Genomic DNA, 12,928 nt, shown 5'->3' on the forward strand with positions numbered 1-12,928 from the left:
GTCCTGACTATAGTATGGTAATTGTGTTCAGCGAGAGTTGAACGGGACATTCCCGCATAGCTCAGTTGGCAGAGCGTTCGACTGTTAATCGAAATGTCGCTGGTTCAAGCCCAGCTGCGGGAGCTCTCAACCGCCGGTTCCCCGGCGGTTTTTTTTATGTGAGCCATATTGGTTTGGTTCTAGCTGCAATGAACTGGCCTGTCATTGCAATGGGCTAGCTTATTGTTTTCTACTTAGTGACTGATGGGAAATTGTCAAGGCTCTGCCTCTCTGCGTGTTTCCTTTAACCCAATGTGTAGATAGTCGGCTTTGAGATTTACCTATAGATATAGCAGTCAAAAGACCCAACAGACCCTTAGGCATCGTGTTGCATCGGATGGCGTGTCGCGTGTATTCTCAGGCGAATTAGAACAACGTTGTATGTCTTGTTGGTTCTGCACTTTCTTTTTGTTGTATAGTGTATTTAGTGATGTGCAGGGTTGCACTGAGAAAAGCGAGGCAAAGAAATGATTCTTCTACATATTTCGCGGTAAAACAACGTTGTACTCAAAAGAGAGAACCTTGCACTGTTGATGGACATAAAAGGCAGGGGAAAGGAGACCAGATCCATGGAAGAACGGCAACAATCAAAGCCTGGAAAAGCGCATCTGATTCTGGACACGCAGACAAGGTCCATCCCCATCAATGAACGCGTTTTCGGCTCGTTTGTTGAGCATTTGGGTCGTGGTATCTATACAGGCATCTACGAACCAGATCATCCGACTGCAAACAAGGCGGGATTTAGACAGGACGTCATTGATTTGGTAAAGGAGCTTGGCGTCACTGCTATCCGCTATCCCGGCGGGAACTTTGTATCCGGCTATCGCTGGGAGGATGGTGTCGGGCCGCGCTCTGAACGTCCAAAGCGCATCGATCTGGCCTGGCATTCGGGCGAAAGCAATGAATTCGGTCTTCATGAGATGGCGGATTGGCTGGATGAATTGGGCGGCAACGAACTCATGGAAGCTGTCAATCTCGGTACACGGGGTATTCAAGAGGCCCTTGATCTACTTGAATACGCCAATATTCCTTCTGGTACGGCTTTGTCTGACATGCGCCGACGCAATGGTCGTGAGCAGCCGTTCGGAATTCGAATGTGGTGCTTAGGCAATGAGATGGATGGTACTTGGCAGATCGGTCACAAGACCGCCCATGAATACGCCAGACTGGTCACTCAGACTGCAACGGCGATGCGTATGGTCGACCCCGATCTAGAGTTGGTGGCCTGCGGCTCTTCTTCGCACAGCATGCCTACTTTCGGTGAATGGGAACGTACTGTACTGGAGGAAGCCTACGATCAGATTAATTTCATTTCCTGCCACGCGTATTATGAACCGCACAATCGCGATATGGCCAGCTTCTTGGCTTCCGGTGTCGATATGGATGGGTTCATCAGCGATGTGGCTTCAGTCATAGCGGCGGTTCGTGGCAGACTCAAGAGTAAGCACAAGGTCTATATATCTTTCGATGAATGGAATGTCTGGTATCAGGATGCAGAGCCGAGTAAGCCTCCAGTAGGTATAGGTAACTGGCCTCAGGGTTCGAGACTTCTGGAAGATATCTATTCGGTTGCTGACGCAGTGGTGTTTGGCGATCTGCTCATCACCCTGCTCAGAAATGCTGATGTCGTGCATTCCGCCAGTCTGGCTCAATTGGTCAATGTCATTGCTCCAATCATGACAGAACCTGGTGGTCCTGCTTGGAGACAAACCATTTTCTTCCCGTTTGCTCTGACTGCCAAATATGCCAAGGGTGGCAGTGTGCTGCCCTCTCAGGAAGATGCCGACAGATGCGAAACCAGCCAATATGGCGATGTGCCGATGACGGACTCTGTTGTGGTAAGAGGAGCCGATGGCTCGCTGACTGTTTTCGTTGTCAACCGCAGCCTTGATCGGAGTGTAGAGTATCGTTCCGATCTTTCCGGACTCTACAGAACTGGCAAAGTGGTTGTTCGGAGCCTCCATGACGAAGATATTGCTGCTCGCAATACGCTTGAGGATCCAGAGCGTGTCAGTTTGCAGACGCGTAAGGACTTTACCTTTGAGAACGGCAAATTGAGTATCATGCTTCCTCCGGTTTCGTGGACGGCTATCCACATAGATTGATAATTACAAATTGTTGGTTTCCACATATATTCAAAGGAGAAATAATGAGGAGAACTGTGAGAATCATTGCAGCGGCACTCTCGGGAATCTTAGCGATTTCCATGGCTGCCTGTGGCGGCGGTGGAGGCGCCAAGAGTGAAAGTCAGGCTGAGCACAGTGATAAAACTGCGAATGCCAATGCACAATGCCAGAACAAGGTTAAAAAGCCGAATGCGGAAAAGGTCACCGTGTGGGCCTGGTATCCAGCCATTCAGAAAGTAGTCGATGAGTACAACGAGAACCATGATGACATCCAGGTGTGCTGGACGAACGCTGGTCAGGGAAGTCCTGAATACACCAAATTCAATAATGCTATAAAAGCCAAGTCCGGCGGTCCTGACATCATCCAGCTTGAGTATGAAGCGATGCCGCAATTCGTCGCGGGGGCTCAGAAGCATCTGGTTGACCTTAGCAAGTACGGAATGAATGATCACAAGCAGGAGTACACGGAAGGCGCCTGGAAGAGCGTCAGCATGGGCGGCGGCAACTCCGTTTATGGCGTTCCTGTCGATCTTGGTCCTTTCGTCATGTACGTGCGTCAGGACATCTTCGATAAATACCATGTCAAAGTTCCAACCACTTGGAAGGAATTCGAGCAGGCAGGCAAGGATCTTAAAGCTGCCGGCTTCGACGGGTTCCTGAGCGATTGGGCTCCTAACGGCACCGCTGTCAATCCTGCGCTCTTTGCTCAGGCGGGAGAGAAAGTCTACAAGTATTCGTCAAAGACGCCTGACAAGGTAGGCATTAAGTTGGATACCCCAGGTGTGCAGAAGGTTCTAGAGTACTGGCAGAACCTGGTCAAGGAGGGCCTGGTCGACACGACGGACGCCAATACGACTGACTGGAACAACAATATGATTTCCGGCAAGTATGCTGCCTATGTTCAGGCTTCCTGGCTGACTGGTTACATCAAGGGCTTGGACAATTCTTCAAGCGGCAATTTCAGGATCTATAAGGCACCGGTTTGGGATGACTCCACGCCTCAGGTCAACCAGGGAGGATCCGCTTGGGCTGTAACTGATCAAGCAAAAGACACCAAAGCAGCGGCCAGCGTTGCTCACGATCTGTTCGATTCAGATACAGCACAGCATATCGGTGTCACCGATGGTGCATTGTTCCCATCTTGGAAGAAGCAGCTCGCATCGGACGCTTTCAAGAACATGCAAGAGCCATTCTTGGGCAACCAAAAGCCTAATGAAGTCACCATTCCAGTGGCTAATGCTTGGAAAGGTGACGAGTTCCTGCCCTTCCAGACTTATGCCTATGACGAACAGACCAAGTCCTTCTCTGCAATTGTCAAGAAAGGTAATGATTGCAAGGAGACCCTGAAAGCTCTGGAAACCAAGCTGAACAATTATGCCAAGCAGCAAGGTTTCACTATAGAGTGACTGCTCATTTTAATTGGAGGGATGTCGTGATCGGTATCCCTCCTTTTTAGGAGGTTCTGAAATGGCTTCGAACGCAATAGTTAAGCCGAGAAAGACGAAAGCCAATGTCGGCAGCAGTCGTAGAGCAATGTGGGGATGGTTCTTCACGGCTCCTTTTGGGGTCATCTTTCTGCTGTTTCTTGTGATACCGCTTGCTTACGCATTCTATGTATCGTTGTTTACTTATACTCAAGTCAAAGGGGAGTCCTTCTCGGGGTTCGCCAATTATCAGCGCGTTTTTACTGACTCGATATTTCTGGTCGGCATGGGGCGCGTCATTCTCTACACCGTCGTCATGGTTCCGATCCAATTGGGTCTGGCCCTGATATTCGCTCTGCTCCTGGACTCTTTTAAAAACAAGTTTGCCTCGGTCTCTCGCCTGGTTATTTTCCTGCCCTATGCAATTCCTGGTGTTATCGGTGCCTTGATGTGGGGATTTATGTACTCCAAGAATATGGGTCCGTTCACTACAATATTTGGGCTGTTTGGAATGCAGACTCCCGGTTTCCTCACCGCCAACGGCATCTTCGGTTCATTGGTCAATGTCGTGACTTGGCAATGGACGGGGTACTACATGGTGATTTTGTATTCGGCCTTGCAGTCCATTCCGCATGAACTCTACGAGTCAGCCAGAATAGATGGGGCTTCAGAACTGAAGATTGCTACAAGAATCAAGGTGCCGATGGTGTCAGGATCATTGGTCATGGTGACTATCTTCTCCCTTATCGGAACCCTGCAGTTCTATACAGAACCCACCATTTTGCGCAATCAGGCGCCAACGGTCATACCGCCCGAGTATACGCCCAATATGTATGCGCAAGCTCTCGCTTTCAACTACAACCAGACCAACTACTCTGCCACGGTTTCGTTTGCTCTGGGATTGGTCGTGGTGATATTCAGCGTTTTGTTCATGAGACTGACTCGTCATCAGTCTGGATTGGAGGACTGACATGTCAGCCACAAGAACAAGTGGCACTCGCAGAAGTGCCAAGCGCATCCAGGGTAATACCAGCGTTTTCGTGTATGTAGTACTGATATTGGCCATGGTCTATTTCCTCCTGCCTGTATGGTGGCTGATTGTTGCCTCCACAAAGTCGAATTCGGGATTGTTCTTCGGCGCCCACGGCTCTATGTGGTTCGATAAGGATTTCGACCTGTGGAAGAACATCGGTCAACTTACGACCTATCAGGATGGCATTTACTGGCGCTGGATTTTCAACTCCTTCCTTTACGCTCTTGTAGGAGGATTTGGTGCCACAGTAGTGGCGGTTATGGCCGGGTATGGTTTTTCCAAGTTCAGATTCCGTGGACGAAATCTATATTTCAACATTGTTCTTGGTGCTTTGATGATTCCTTCGACGGCCTTGGTGATACCCACGTTCCTGCTGATGTCTGACATCGGTATGACCAACACCATTTGGGCTGTGCTTTTGCCATCTCTGCTTAATCCAATGGGTGTTTACTTGATGAGAATCTACTGCATGCAATCCCTACCCGATGAGATGATCGAGGCGGCTCGAGTTGATGGGGCAGGTGAGTTGAGAACTTTCACACAAGTTTCTCTGCCAATTATGACCCCAGCAATTACTACAGTCTTTCTGCTTTCCGTGGTCGGTGCTTGGAACAACTTCTTCCTGCCTCAGGTTGTTCTCACTAATCCAAAGTTGTTCCCGATTACGGTCGGGCTGACCCAATGGCAGACAAAATCCCAGGCCGGAGCAGCATCAGAACAGGTCTGGAATTTGGTGACTTCAGGAGCCTTCATCTCAATTATCCCCATGGTCTTGGCTTTCCTCTTCCTGCAAAGGTACTGGGTAGGAGGATTGACGGCCGGATCTGTTAAATCATGATTCAAGGAAGGACCTGGTATTTAGGCTGTATGTTCTTTGTTGAGATAAACTGAAAACAGAATTGTTGTTACATATTCCGAATTCGCATAAGTCCACTATGTGGAGTTGCGCGAATTCGGAATATATGTAATTACCGATTGGTAAGGGGCTCTATTGACAACCAGAGTGACTATCAAGGATGTAGCCAGGCATTCTGGTGTTTCCATCAAAACAGTGTCCAATGTTATCAACGGTACTGGCAGTATGCGTGATTCCACCAGACAACGCGTGCAGAACTCTATTCGTGAACTTGGATACATGGTCAATGTATCGGCCCGTTCATTAAAAACGGGTGCCACCAAGCTCATAGGTCTGGGAATTTTTGATTTTTCGCAGCCATTCGCCCCTTATTTGGCAGATAAAGTCATAGACATATCACGAAAACACGGTTATGGAACTGTGATTAGCACTTACGGGTCGGACAGATCAGGTCTGCCTGTCATCATGGACGAAATTACAAAGCTGTCAGCAGATGGGTGGCTGCTTTTTTCGGACCAACCTTTAAAGAACGAAGGTATCATCCTTGATCAGCCCTATCCGATTGTTCTAGCCGGTGACTACAACTCCTATGATCGTGTTGACTGGGTGACTATGCCTAATACGAGAGCCATTCGGTATGTCACAGGCAGGTTGCTCGATATGGGATGTCGTCATATAGCAGTCTTCGGTGCACCGGAAAAGCCAAAGACGCGCAATGAATACATGTGCGCTACCGAAGGCCTGCAAGAACTGAGAATTAGGGGATATATCGAGGCCTTCGAAGAGCGGGGGCTATCGGTGGATTGGCAGATGCTTCTGCCCAAGGATTGGATGGAAGGAGTTAGCGGCGTACAGGCTGTGACACAAATGTTGTCCAAAGGTATACGCCCGGATGCGATTATTTGCCTGACTGATGCCATGGCGCTGGGTGCCTTGCATGGTTTGCAGAACGAGGGAATTCGCATTCCCGAAGATGTTCAAGTCGTGGGATTCGACGATGTACCGGAGTCGTCCTACTCGACTCCATCACTGACTACCATCGATCCATACCTAAATGATTACGTTGAGCATGCTATTGATATGTTGATTGAGCGCATTAATGGGTACAAGGGCAAATCTAGGACTTTTGTGACTGATTTCCAACTCGTTGAGAGAGATTCAACCCTGGCTTTCCCCACAGAAAAACATACTAAAGCAATATCCGCAACAAACTAGGCAGAAGCGGCTTGACCTTTAATTATGGTTCAACAATTGCAAGAAATGTGATTGTTTGTTGAAGTAATTTCTGATGAATTCGTTTTGGGCCTGGTCGTCTGTGAGCTTTGCTGATTCTAGTTCTCCAACTTTTTAATAGCTTGGCACTAGTTTCTTATTCGCATATTTACATTAGACGAGATATATGTAAGAACCCATCTGCATTCAATAGCAGTTAGTGTAACCTTTACCTAATTTTGTTAGAAGGTTTCTCAGTTTACAAAGTATAAGTTCGGTCAACACTTTTGACGAGTCTTTTCCTCATTCCTTGCGCTCTTGTAGGAACAATTACCATTAGGTTTTCGCCGGACGAGCTGTGGAAGACTACATATTTGACCACATGCCTCTTTCTGGTTCACATGGCTTTGGCATCCAGTCCATCATGATGGTGGGCGCCCAATCGGGTACCCACGATGACGGAATGAAGGTGCGACTATGGCCTGTGCGCGTGACCATAAGAACAAGGGTATCCGGAGGGTTACCGGCCGGATGCCTGACATGCCTTCCGGCTGTCGGCCCCCCTGGTTTCCCAGGACCCTGCTGGCACTGACGCTGGCACTGGTCCTGTCGACCGCGGGGCCTACGGCAACCGTCGCGTCTCAGCCTGCGCCGACCCTGCCTTCGGCTGCAGCTCCGGCGCAGAATGGTCGAGTTACCTCATCGACCTCAGCCTGTCGCCGGGGCTGGCTGTGGCCCCTTGAACCTTTGCCTGGTGATAAGGCCGACCCAGAGATTATGCGTCCCTTCGATCCTCCGGATCATCCATGGCTGAGCGGTCATCGCGGGATCGATCTGGCAGTGCAACAAGGCAGGCACATCCGGGCCCCGGCAGATGGTGTCATCAATTTTGTCGGTTCTGTAGCAGGCAAGGACGTGGTCTCCATTCGTCACGGCAAACTGACCTCCACCTATGAGCCGGCGAAGAGCTCATTGCCGGAGGGAACCCGGCTGCAGGCCGGCACAGTCTGGGGAGAAGTAGAGGGGGTCTCTGACCACTGTGATCAAGATTGTCTGCACTGGGGGCTGAAAGATGGTCATGATCACTATCTGGATCCAGGCGCTAAAGTCGGACGGCACCGCATTCGTCTCAAGCCTCTATAGGAGTGCGCGGTCCGCCTGCGAGACTCGCGCGTCTGCAGACCAGGTATATCGCCGGCCCGGGGGAGCGGTTAGAATCGTAAAGCATAACGCCGTTTCAGCAGGGAGTGGTCATGCAGAACATGCAGGAAGAATTTACGCGTCCGCTTGAGAAGCCCATAGACGCCGATGCCGGTGTCTTCTCCCTGCTTGAGGACAGGGTGGAGCGCCTGGGTGACGATCCTTTGATCGAATACCGGAGCGGACGCGAGTGGAGCACGATAACGGCCCGTGAGTTTCGCGACCGTGTGATCGCGCTGGCCAAAGGGCTTATGGCCCGGGGGGTAGGCCGGGGAGATTCGGTGGCTATCGTCTCGCACACCCGATGGGAATGGACTGCCCTGGACATGGCCATCCTGTCCATCGGAGCCGTGACGGTGCCGGTCTACGAGACCGACTCTCCCGATCAGATTCGGCGCATCTTCAACGATTCCCATGTCGGCATGGCCTTTCTGGAGGATGACGACATGAGGGCCCGAGTGGATGCGGTTCGCTCCCAGTGTGCCTATTTGAACGACTTGTATGTGATTACCAGGGGAGCGCTGACCACCATGACCGCCTACGGGCGGGCGGTGGACCAGGCAGACTTCCAAGCCCGTGCCGACTCGGTGCAGGGTTTCGACTTGGCCACCATCGTCTATACCTCAGGCTCCACGGGTAAGCCCAAGGGTATAGAACTCAGCCATAGCAACATCGTCTTCACTGTCCGTTCAGGTACTCAGGCAGTCCCTGACATCTGCCTGGGTGAGGGCAAGCGGCTTCTGCTCTGCCTGCCCCTGGCCCACGCTTTCGCCCGCTGCCTGCAGTTCTTCGCCATTGCCACGGATCTCACCCTGGGGCTTACCGGGTCCATCCGCAATCTGTTGCAGGACATGCAGACCTTCAAGCCCACTTTTATCCTGGCTGTGCCGCGAATCTTCGAGAAGATTTACAACGCTGCCTCCCAGCGGGCCGGAACAGGCGCCAGGGGCAGGATTTTCCTGGATGCTGCAGGAGTGGCCAGGCAGTGGTCTCGTCATCAGCAGACCGGAAGCCGGGTTCCCATGTCGCTGAAGACCAAGCATCTCATGTACACAGGCACCGTTTACGACCCCATCCTGGAGGCCTTGGGCGGCCGGGTCCGGTATGCCATTTCGGGCGGAGCTCCCTTGGACAGGGACATTGCGGACTTCTTCAACGGCATAGGTTTGCCTCTGCTGGAGGGCTACGGTATGACCGAGACCATGGGTCCAGTGACGGTCAACCCCACCGAAGGCTACAGACTGGGCACCATCGGCTTGCCCATGCCCGGCATCACCGTGGGCATCGACCAGGAGGGCCAGCTGTGTGTCAAGGGCCCCGATGTCTGCATGGGCTACCACAACCATCCGGAAATCACCACCAGGCAGATTCGCGACGGTTGGCTGCTGACCGGTGATCTGGGCAGTCTGGACGAAGACGGGTTCGTTCGGTTGACCGGTCGGCGCAAGGAGATCATCATCACTGCAGGGGGTAAGAACATCTCGCCTTCGCTGCTGGAAACAGCCGTTGAGCGTTCGCCCATCATCAGCCATTGCATGGTCATCGGAGACCGCAGGCCTTTCATTTCGGCCCTGATCACCCTCAATCTCGAGGAGGTCAACAAGTGGTTGCGGGACCAGGGCGCTGAACCCTTGGACGATGCCGCTTCGGCTGGGGAGAACCCTATCATCCGCACGGAGATCGATCGTGCGGTAGATGCGGCCAATGCGCAGGTCTCCCGGGCCGAGGGAATCCGCCGCTATCTAGTTCTGGACCAGGACTTCACTCGTGAAAATGGACTGCTCACCGCATCATACAAGCCCCGTCGCCAGGAGGTCCTCAAGCGGTATGAAGACCAGATCGAGCAGAAGATCTATGCTCAGAGACCTGCGTCGGCTGGCTTGATGTAGCCTGTATCAATCAGAGCCGCCTTGAGGTTGGAGGCCGAAACCGCAACCAAGGGTCTTGACAGGCGGCGCTGTTGCTTGCCGTCCTGGTTGACGGTGTGGATCGTATCCATGGCTGGCACCTTGCCCTGGCTGTTGAGCCCGACACAGGCCTTGGCCATATCAGCCGCAAGACCCAGTCTGTCCTCCAGACCAGTCATCCACTGCCGTCCGTCCACGATTTGAGGGATGTTGTCCACGTAGGCGCCGTATCCACTGATGACGGGCCAGGCAGCGTGGTCGTCCGAGGGCGTGGAATCCTGAGTCCTGCCCGTGGTCTGCGAAGGATCAGCCTGCGACGCCGTCGGATTCTGGGCTGCAGGGCTCTGAGCAGGCTTGGGCACGTGCTGCCGGTGCAGATCCTGATGACCGACCATGGATCCCACAATGCCTGATATTGAGATCTCCGGGTTGACGTCCGCCGAAGAACCCCGATAACCCAGATCCCCGAGCTCAGAGACCACGCCGGAAACAATGAAGTCGTTCATGGCCAGAATGCCGTCCACCTCGGTATGGGTCTTGGCATCATCGTTTGTGGCCAGGCGGGTCGCCAGCTCTTTGCCCGTAGCCGAAGCGTCCTTGCCTGGATCAAAGGCGATCGCCTGCCAGTCCTTCTCGGTGCTGTCTGTCTTCAGGAGCCCAGAGGGGCTGATAGCCCGTCCATCCTTGAAGTAGGGCCCCAACACCTGCCAGATTCCTGCGAAAGCCTGGGCGGGGAGGGAATTCTGCTCAGCCTGGACGGTTTCAACACCCTTGTCAGCAGGGGATGCATCAGATGATGCGTCAGCTGTCCGGTTCGGCAGCAGAATTTCGATGCGGCAGGGGTTGTCCTTGCTGGCCTTGTCCAGTTCCAGTTTGCTGGCCAGCTTGTCCGCCTGCATCTGACCGATGGCCCGTGCATCAGATAATTGCACGAACAGATCCGGTTGGATGCCCGGCACCTGGTTGGCCAGCAGGACCACATGCATGCCCGCGCCCGCAGCAAGACGCAGAGAAGAGACCAGACGTGCGCGCGCCTTGTCTTTGGCATCGGCATCCAATGACTGGCTGATATAGTCGCCATACTGGCGGGTAATGGAATCTGGCGAGGTCATGGGTGCCACCACCAGTGTGGTCGGCTCTGAAGTCTTCCCGGCCTTGCGCTCCGAAAGGCGGTTGACCAGGTAATCCTGCAGCTCCTTGCTTTGATCCTCCAGGTTCCCGCTGGTGTAGGCATCGATGTGTTTATTGGGAAGATGCTCCTTGGCCAGTGCTGCCTTGAGCTCAGGAACCAGCGCGGCCCACTTGTTGATGGGCGTGTGCTGGGAGAGGGTGATGCCGTCGGAGGGAGTGAAAATAGCCACCCGACCGGGGACCTCAGCGGCCGCAGTAGCCCCTTGGCTCTGTGGGGCGCTCGGAGACTGTTGTGCACTGCCCAAGGCCGGACCACCGCAAGCACCAGCCGATGCCACCATGACCAAACTCGCCAGCAGGGCCAGCAAGCCGGACAAATGCCGTGCAAAGCCGGTCTTCTTCACGTTCGCTCCTTCGTTCCGACAGAGCCCGACTCTGGCCGGGTCCCGAGCAACCATTCTATGGGCTCTCGGGCAGGAGCGTATGAAAGGCCGATGTTTCGCGTAGACGGTCCTCGCCGGTGGAACTGATAGTGAAGGCTGTTCTGCGGAGAGTAACCGCCTGCAATAACCGTCTGCAATGGCAAGAAGAGGGTGCTGGTGTCTTATCTGCTAGTCTGCCTTGGCCGCCTTGCGTTCGGTGGCTTCTGCAGCACCTGAAGACATACGCTCGGCAAGAGCATGGTCCAAGGCGTCCATGAACCCTTCGGTGTCCAGCCAAGGCTGATCAGGACCCACCAGGCTGGCAAGATCCTTGGTCATGCGACCGGAGCGTACGGTCTCGATGACCACGGATTCCAGTGTTTGCGCGAACTCGGCCACCTTGGGGGTGTCATCCAGCCGCGCCCGCTGCTTGAGCCCGCCGGTCCAGGCGAAAATGGAGGCGATCGGGTTGGTGGAAGTGGTTTCCCCCTTGAGCCAGCGCCGGTAATGCCTGGTCACGGTCCCATGGGCGGCCTCGGCCTCTACGGTCTGTCCATCGGCCGTCATCAGCATGGAGGTCATGAGACCAAGGGATCCGAACCCCTGAGCAATTGCATCGGACTGGACGTCGCCGTCGTAGTTCTTGCAGGCCCAGACATAGCCGCCCTGCCATTTGAGCGAGGAGGCCACCATGTCGTCGATCAGCCGATGCTGGTAGGTCAGCCCTTCTTGTTCGAACCGACTCTGGTACTCCTGCTCGTAGACTTGGGCGAAAATGTCCTTGAACCGGCCGTCGTAGGCCTTGAGGATGGTGTTCTTGGTGCTCAGGTAGACCGGATAGTGCCTCTGCAGGGCGTAGTTGAAGCAGGAACGCGCGAAGTCGCGGATGGAGTCGTCCAGGTTGAACTGTACCTGTGCCACACCCGGACCTGGGTAGACGGTCACCTCTCGGGTCACCGGGTCGCTCCCGTCTTCAGGAGTGAAGACGACGCTGAGCTTTCCCGGCCCGGGCACAGTGAAATCAGTTGCCTGGTATTGGTCGCCGAAGGCATGGCGGGCCACCACGATGGGCTTGGACCATCCGGGAACCAGCCGGGGAATGTTGTCGATGACGATGGGCTCGCGGAAGATGGTTCCGCCAAGAATGTTGCGGATGGTACCGTTGGGCGACTTCCACATGCGCTTGAGACCGAATTCCTTTACCCGGGCCTCGTCCGGGGTAATGGTGGCGCACTTGACGCCCACGTGCTCGCGCTGAATGGCCTGTGCCGCCTGCACGGTGACCTTGTCGTCGGTGGCGTCCCTGTTGCGGATGCCCAGGTCGTAATAGTCCAGGTCCACGTCCAGGTAGGGCAGAATCAGCCGTTCCTTGATCATTTTCCAGATGACCCGGGTCATTTCGTCACCGTCGAGCTCGACGATACGTCCTTTCACGGCGATCTTGTCCATGGCGGCCTCCTATCGATCGGCGGGTCGGGGGCCGGATCCTGCTCCCGATGCCTCAGTTGCGCTCGCGAACTGTTTTATCCCAAGTTTGTTACTCTCTGTTCCCATGCTCGTAACCCGTTCGTAGCACGT

General features: G+C 53.9%; 9 protein-coding genes and 1 tRNA gene. 8 read left to right on the plus strand and 2 right to left on the minus strand.

The genetic code is table 11. The features are described 5' to 3' along the window. Positions 1-50 precede the first annotated feature (50 nt). The 8 genes from J3U06_RS08745 (at position 51) to J3U06_RS08780 (ending at position 9,779) form a co-directional block, all read left to right on the plus strand. A tRNA-Asn gene (locus J3U06_RS08745) sits at positions 51-123 on the plus strand. A 485-nt stretch (positions 124-608) separates the two neighbouring features. Beyond that, the gene (locus tag J3U06_RS08750) at positions 609-2,144 is read left to right on the plus strand and encodes an alpha-N-arabinofuranosidase (protein WP_267400055.1); all 1,536 of its coding nucleotides are present in this window, start codon (positions 609-611) and stop codon (positions 2,142-2,144) included. A gap of 56 nt (positions 2,145-2,200) precedes the next feature. Then, the gene (locus tag J3U06_RS08755) at positions 2,201-3,571 is read left to right on the plus strand and encodes an ABC transporter substrate-binding protein (protein WP_267400054.1); all 1,371 of its coding nucleotides are present in this window, start codon (positions 2,201-2,203) and stop codon (positions 3,569-3,571) included. Between the two features lie 61 nt (positions 3,572-3,632). Continuing rightward, a complete protein-coding gene (locus J3U06_RS08760) occupies positions 3,633-4,559 on the plus strand; it encodes a carbohydrate ABC transporter permease (protein ID WP_267400053.1) in 927 nt (308 codons plus the stop codon). Position 4,560: 1 nt separating this feature from the next. Further along, a complete protein-coding gene (locus J3U06_RS08765; RefSeq protein WP_229133174.1) occupies positions 4,561-5,460 on the plus strand; it encodes a carbohydrate ABC transporter permease in 900 nt (299 codons plus the stop codon). Positions 5,461-5,613: 153 nt separating this feature from the next. After that, complete coding sequence (locus J3U06_RS08770) at positions 5,614-6,693, plus strand: LacI family DNA-binding transcriptional regulator (RefSeq protein WP_324123895.1); 1,080 nt, start codon at positions 5,614-5,616, stop codon at positions 6,691-6,693. Between the two features lie 474 nt (positions 6,694-7,167). Beyond that, positions 7,168-7,833, plus strand: coding sequence for a M23 family metallopeptidase (locus J3U06_RS08775; protein WP_267441428.1), 666 nt, complete (start codon positions 7,168-7,170; stop codon positions 7,831-7,833). 119 nt (positions 7,834-7,952) lie between these two features. Further along, complete coding sequence (locus tag J3U06_RS08780; protein ID WP_267400260.1) at positions 7,953-9,779, plus strand: AMP-dependent synthetase/ligase; 1,827 nt, start codon at positions 7,953-7,955, stop codon at positions 9,777-9,779. On the opposite strand, the gene J3U06_RS08785 is transcribed toward J3U06_RS08780, so the two are convergent. Next, on the minus strand, positions 9,749-11,332 hold the full coding sequence (locus J3U06_RS08785) for a hypothetical protein (RefSeq protein WP_267400044.1): 1,584 nt from the start codon (positions 11,330-11,332) through the stop codon (positions 9,749-9,751). The two genes, J3U06_RS08780 and J3U06_RS08785, sit on opposite strands and share 31 nt — an antisense overlap. A gap of 207 nt (positions 11,333-11,539) precedes the next feature. Continuing rightward, entirely contained in the window at positions 11,540-12,799 is a 1,260-nt protein-coding gene (locus J3U06_RS08790; RefSeq protein WP_267400042.1) for an NADP-dependent isocitrate dehydrogenase, read from the minus strand. Positions 12,800-12,928: the final 129 nt, after the last annotated feature.

It is taken from the genome of Bifidobacterium sp. B4142 (assembly GCF_026537325.1).
Taxonomy (GTDB): Bacteria; Actinomycetota; Actinomycetes; order Actinomycetales; family Bifidobacteriaceae; genus Bombiscardovia.

Excerpts from the sequence above, each read along its gene's own strand:
- J3U06_RS08750 (WP_267400055.1), top strand. The coding sequence starts at position 609 with ATGGAAGAACGGCAACAATCAAAGCCTGGAAAAGCGCATCTGATTCTG.
- J3U06_RS08760 (WP_267400053.1), top strand. The coding sequence starts at position 3,633 with ATGGCTTCGAACGCAATAGTTAAGCCGAGAAAGACGAAAGCCAATGTC.
- J3U06_RS08765 (WP_229133174.1), top strand. The coding sequence starts at position 4,561 with ATGTCAGCCACAAGAACAAGTGGCACTCGCAGAAGTGCCAAGCGCATC.
- J3U06_RS08775 (WP_267441428.1), top strand. The coding sequence starts at position 7,168 with ATGGCCTGTGCGCGTGACCATAAGAACAAGGGTATCCGGAGGGTTACC.
- J3U06_RS08780 (WP_267400260.1), top strand. The coding sequence starts at position 7,953 with ATGCAGGAAGAATTTACGCGTCCGCTTGAGAAGCCCATAGACGCCGAT.
- J3U06_RS08790 (WP_267400042.1), bottom strand. The coding sequence starts at position 12,799 with ATGGACAAGATCGCCGTGAAAGGACGTATCGTCGAGCTCGACGGTGAC.